5 protein-coding genes are annotated in these 5,371 nt (G+C 44.8%); 2 read left to right on the forward strand and 3 right to left on the reverse strand.

All coding sequences use genetic code 11. From position 1 onward, the window contains the following. Window positions 1-660 (reverse strand): ATP-binding protein (locus tag M989_RS23455; RefSeq protein WP_157093597.1); only part of this gene is annotated, 660 nt, incomplete at its 3' end. Further along, window positions 653-3,355: a MobH family relaxase gene (gene mobH / locus M989_RS23460; RefSeq protein WP_064549219.1), complete on the reverse strand. Its 2,703-nt coding sequence runs from the start codon at window positions 3,353-3,355 to the stop codon at window positions 653-655. The genes mobH and M989_RS23455, both read right to left, overlap by 8 nt. Before the next feature lie 149 nt (window positions 3,356-3,504). Between mobH and M989_RS23465 the strand changes: the two genes are divergently transcribed. Next, window positions 3,505-4,074: a hypothetical protein gene (locus M989_RS23465; protein ID WP_059331660.1), complete on the forward strand. Its 570-nt coding sequence runs from the start codon at window positions 3,505-3,507 to the stop codon at window positions 4,072-4,074. Window positions 4,075-4,097: 23 nt separating this feature from the next. After that, window positions 4,098-4,997, forward strand: coding sequence for a DsbA family protein (locus tag M989_RS23470; protein WP_008786657.1), 900 nt, complete (start codon window positions 4,098-4,100; stop codon window positions 4,995-4,997). A 39-nt stretch (window positions 4,998-5,036) separates the two neighbouring features. Here M989_RS23470 and M989_RS23475 read toward each other — a convergent pair. Further along, window positions 5,037-5,371, reverse strand: a 335-nt coding sequence (locus M989_RS23475; protein WP_167351069.1) for a 3'-5' exonuclease, incomplete at its 5' end; no start/stop codon positions are given.

Below are 5,371 nucleotides of genomic sequence, written 5' to 3' on the forward strand. Positions count from 1 at the left end.
CCCTAAAGAAACATAATTATATTTTGACGACCGATCTACCAATTCGAGACAAAACTTCATCCATTCTGCGAGCTCTTCGTCATTTTTTGGATCTATGAGAATAAGCGGTTGTTTTTTTAGTGCAGCTTGAAGAATAAGCAGTTTGAAATATGTTGTTTTACCTGAACCGGTTGTACCAGTTACCAGAGTATGCAATGTTAAAAGCTCTTCCGAAATACCGACCCATTCGGTTTTCTTACCAAGCGCATGTATCCAACCGAGACCCATGAAATTTTTTGGCGGCTTAGCTATAAATTTCTTGATATCACGTTTTATCAGCTCTGAAGCCAGTTGCCCTTCATTTTGCCCCCACTCAAAGCCCTTGCCGATTAGATAACTTTCAGGCTCACGAATCATCTGTTTTATAAATGATTTCATGTCCATGACGAGCGGTTTAGGTTTGCGTTTGAGTCGACGCTTATGAGTGTATATATCCCATGCCGCAGGGAGACTACGTATGCCATACGCGGCTTGTACGGCAACAGAAAGATAGCAGGGCAGTGATGGCATATTAAAAAGTGTATTAACCCCGATAGTGGCGGCTATGCCAGCTGTCCAGCCAAGAAGCTCAAGACCTTCAAAATTGGTGCGCCAACGTAAGTTATATTTCCACTCACTCATCTTTATCCACCATTTGATTATGCATTCTTTCACTATTAGGAAGAATGTAGTCAACACCGGTCTTTGAATAGAAATCAAAGTGCATAAGCATAATTTTTTGCAATTGAGTAATATCAATGCCGAGTTCATCTGCAATACGTCGCTTTAAGGCAACGCTTATGGCAATAACAGGCTCTCCAGAATGGGTTCGCTTCAACATACCTTTTGAAATCATCTCATTACATAAATCTGTAATGTCGTAATCTTTATCTGAAACATCAGTTAAAGCAGAGTAAAGCAGATGGTTAAACTTCCCGTCCATCAGCAAGTCGATATCATTATTAAGTTCTTTTCTGAGATAAAAGCACTTCTGAGTACGGTGAAAATAATACTGGGCTGGAGCTTCCATAAACCTTTGCCATAACCAGTTCGAGTCCTGAAGTAGCGAAAAATTACGTTCGTCAAAATCTTTATCAACAGTAATGATTAAGTGGCCTGATTCAATAAATAGGTCGTTTGCGTGGTCGGCAACATATTTAACGAGAAATTCTTTTGCAGCTTCAAGACCAGATACGTATAGCTGGCTGAATTTATCGTAAAATTTAACATTAGCCGGTACGTTGTCTGATGTATCCGCATGAGCCGAGTAACCATAATCGTTATCAGCTTTCACGTCATCCTGCCACATGGAATCATAATCTTGGTATATTGAATAATCATCTATTACCTCACCAGACTGTATGCCGGTGTCGGCAGCATCCTGGTGCAGCTGAATTTCCTTTATTGCCTGCCGGGTAGGTGAGCGCGTGGGCTGATCGATTTCATCGCCTGAAGTTGGTTCGTTGCTATTATACGTGTTGATGATTGAATGAAACTCAAGAGTTTCGTTCAGAGTTTTATGGTTTGGTTCTTTTGTAAATGAACCGGGTGCAGAGAACTCAATTTCTGTTTGTGCTGATGCCAGGGTTTCTTTGAGCGAAAGTCGGCGTTTGGGTTCATTACTCTCCGGTACTGGCTTTGGTTCATTAGCTTTGAGCTCATTTGGCTCACCGCTGACCACCGGCTCAGTTGTTGGTGAATTAGCGCCATCCTGACAGTCATTTGGATTTTTGGGACTGGTATGTCTTTCCTTAACACGATTGTAGTCTTCATCAGAAAGCAAATTGAGCTTATGCAACAGTTCGTGGGCGTTTTCCGGCGTAACCTGTCGGTTTCCAAAAATACTCGCCAGTGGCGATTCCTGTTCTTCATCAATGATTGTCCCACCCTGTAAAACTGAGGGATCGACTTCCTTCGGTATCCCGGCTGACGGAACAGGTTTCTGTCCAATGTAGGGTTCGCTTTCGACAAGTTTCGGCTGGTTTGGCCTCCCGGTCAGGTATTCCACCCATTTCCCTTCGATACGGATGCGGCTGCTGCATGGTAGAGGGTCAACAGTATCGACAAATAGTACTTCTGGAGATATCAGAAGGATGCAGCTCAGCGCCACTTTAGGGTCTTTGCTTTCTCTTGAGCTTTTATCATTCAAAATATGAGGGGCAATACGCCAGTATGCCGTGTCATCGTCCTGGTGAACGTTTGGTCGACAGAGATGATAACTCAGCATCAGGTCAGCCAGACTGTTCTGGGTTTGTGGAATAACAGAGCCGGAGTTCCTGACAGTCTCAATAATATCCTTGACCGCAACACCCCAGACGATGAATACGCCATAGGTAGTCACCCATACAGGGCTTCCTGGCTTGTTCGGGATCCAATCACCTTTTTTCAATCTATGGCGCATGGCATCAACAACCCGCTGAACCGCAGGTACGCCTGACTGGCTTGCACGAATCGCATCACCGGCGTATTGCCGCATATCATAGTTAACGGATGCTGAATCTGCGGCCTTAATGGTAGTGAGAATTTTGTTTTTGACGTCCTGACCACTAAGCTTTTCTGCATTGAGCTGCGCACTGGCATTCAGTGCCCGGGTCAGTTCATTGAAAATATCATTCCCGCCGTTGAGCAAGTAAACATGCATTTCTTTTGGCATGATCATCAACAGCATATTGCTCGTGCTGGAGGTGTGCTGACGGTGACGGCCTGGTTTCCATACAAGATAGTATCTTTTTACGTTGTTCTCTTTTGCCCAGATATGGATTGGTTCATGGCCTGGTGGCCAGTGAATTTTCCCGTCTTCGTTCCATACTTCAAAATCGGTAAATGGTTTCCCGAGGTCATGAAGTAGCCCACCAGCTGCAACTGCAAGTCGCCATGCTAATGCCCGATTTGATTTATGTACGGGAACCGCCATTGAATCGAACTCAATGTTTTTAGAACGCCGGATACACTGGAAACACACTTCTAATGAATGACGTAACAAACCGGTTGCAGCACGGTGGTGATGGTTTTCAGATGCAGGGAAGAGATGAACAAAGTTAGCGAAATTTACCAGCATTGGAAGAATAAGCTGATTGAACTCAGAGTCCCTTATATCCAGCTCTCGTTTAATCGCCATCACAAGCGGTTTCTGGTAATGACGTAATACGTACTCACCCGGTACTTGAGCCGGGAATCCGATTTCGCTTGCCGGATAGCGCATATTATCTCGTGAAGAAATGAGTTTTCCGATTTCTTCATCTACTGACGTATCGATTTCGTCACCGAATAGATCAGTGGTAGCCTTTTTGTTATCAGGCGAAAAGATATTCAGAACATTTTTAATGAGTCTCAGCATTAAAATATTTCTCCGGTTAAGTACCTTGTAAGTTAACTGATTGAGAGAAAATTCGTGCTGAAAAATGACGACGTTTTGTCTTCATAAAACATAACGTCAAGGGCAGGAAATTAAGATAATGACGTTGCTATCCAATTGGAGACTAAGCGATGAAATTGGCTAATAAAATTGTTTATCCCCTGCTGGTGGTTATTACCGGCGTAATCACCAGCGGTTGCAGTGGGTCAGGTAAACCTCAACGTACTTACCTCGACGAAACGCGCAATCTTCCGGCCAGGGCCGAGTACCCTTACCAGTATCAGTACTCAGAATCCTGGCGTAGTACTGAACGCGGTGGCGCGGCGATACGTTACCCAGGGTATGAGCACACGCTCGTGAGTCCGTATGCAATCAATGACCCATCAGGGAAGCGATATGTGGCTCATGACAATTACACCCAGGTCTTGCTCACTTCAGTGGCTAATACAAAGTATGCCAATGGGCCGCGTGGCACGTTCACCCAGACCCCAGCATTTTGCGGGGAAAATACCTTTCTCCTTCCTAATAACACACAGAACGCCAGCAGGGCCGAATACCTCCGCATCAAAGATAAATACTGCTCAACACCTGGTTATCGGTTAAGTGCCCACGAATTAAGTGTGCTTTCCAGTGGAGAACCGGAAGAGCTGCGGAAATATCGAATTCAGATGCAGATCGATAACCAACAACCTAAGTCCTAATCCATCTAAAACGCGAGGGTACAATGGATAAGCAGAGAAACGAAAAGTGCAGTTCTGGAAATAAATCGGTTTTTGCCTGGGCCGGGGGAATCGTTGTTGTAATCGGAATGATCTGGTTGATGGTAATTAGTTTTATCACGTACAAGACCCAGGTGATGACCAATCAACTGCTGGATAAAATGAGCACATCGCTGGCCACGAATCCCGTGGCTCAATCGGGAGCAAAGGGAAATCTTCAGGATGAAGTAAAAGATGCTCTCAAGTCTATCGCCGACCAAAAGCTCGCTGAAGAACGAAAGGCACTCTATAAAGGCTGGGACAAAGCAAATAAAAATACTGATGGCCGTTATATCTATGGCGAGCCGGGCGCTCGGTTTTCGCTGATCAACTATGAAGATCTGGAGTGTCCATTCTGTAAGCGCTTCAAAGAAACACCGAAGTATATCGTTGATACCGCGACAGCCGGGGCCGTAAACTGGGAGTGGCGTCACTACCCAATGTCATTCCATGAGCCGGTTGCATCGAAGGCCGCAGCTGTTGCTGAGTGTATTGCGGAGCAGAAAGGGCCGAGTGCTTTCTGGGCCGTTACTGATTACTGGTTTAACCATACTGAAACGAACGGTAAAGGTTTTAAGGATGCGGACAGTATCCCAGCACTGTTTGAGGTAGACCAGGCGAAGTATGATACCTGTATGGGCAGTACTGAAGTGATTAAGCGCATTAAGCAGGATATGGAGGCCGGTTCAGCTGCCGGTGTTGATGGTACACCAACAACGATTGTGCGAGATAATGTCACCGGTAAAGAAGTGTCTGTTGTAGGCGCACAACCCTTCTCAAAATTCGTAGAAGTGATCCAGGCTATGGTTACCGATTCTCAGAAAGACACATCGGGCGAAACCTCACCGTCCCAACCAGAAAAATAGAAATAAATAAGAGCCCTGAATTAAACCAGGGCTCTTTTTTCAAATTATCACCACTGAAACATTTCGTTCAATACGACTTCGGTATTCCTCTAATAGCTCCATTAACGAAGTATTGATGTTTACTGATTTCTTCGTTCTGGTGATGGTTACGTACAGCAGATTTAACTCATCAATTATTACTTCCCGGGGCTTCTTCATCACAACTGCTTCTATAATGGATGGAAAGTCGTCATTGATAATGACATGGTCAAATTCCTTTCCCTTCGATGTGTGGGCCGTGGTAACGAGTAGGTCAGCTTCCTTTTCTGATTTGGCTTCATTCATCCTCATGGTCTCAACCATTCCGGGGATATCGTCATACACTTCCATTAGGG

This window comes from Kluyvera georgiana ATCC 51603, from assembly GCF_001654985.1.
Classification (GTDB): domain Bacteria; phylum Pseudomonadota; class Gammaproteobacteria; order Enterobacterales; family Enterobacteriaceae; genus Kluyvera; species Kluyvera georgiana.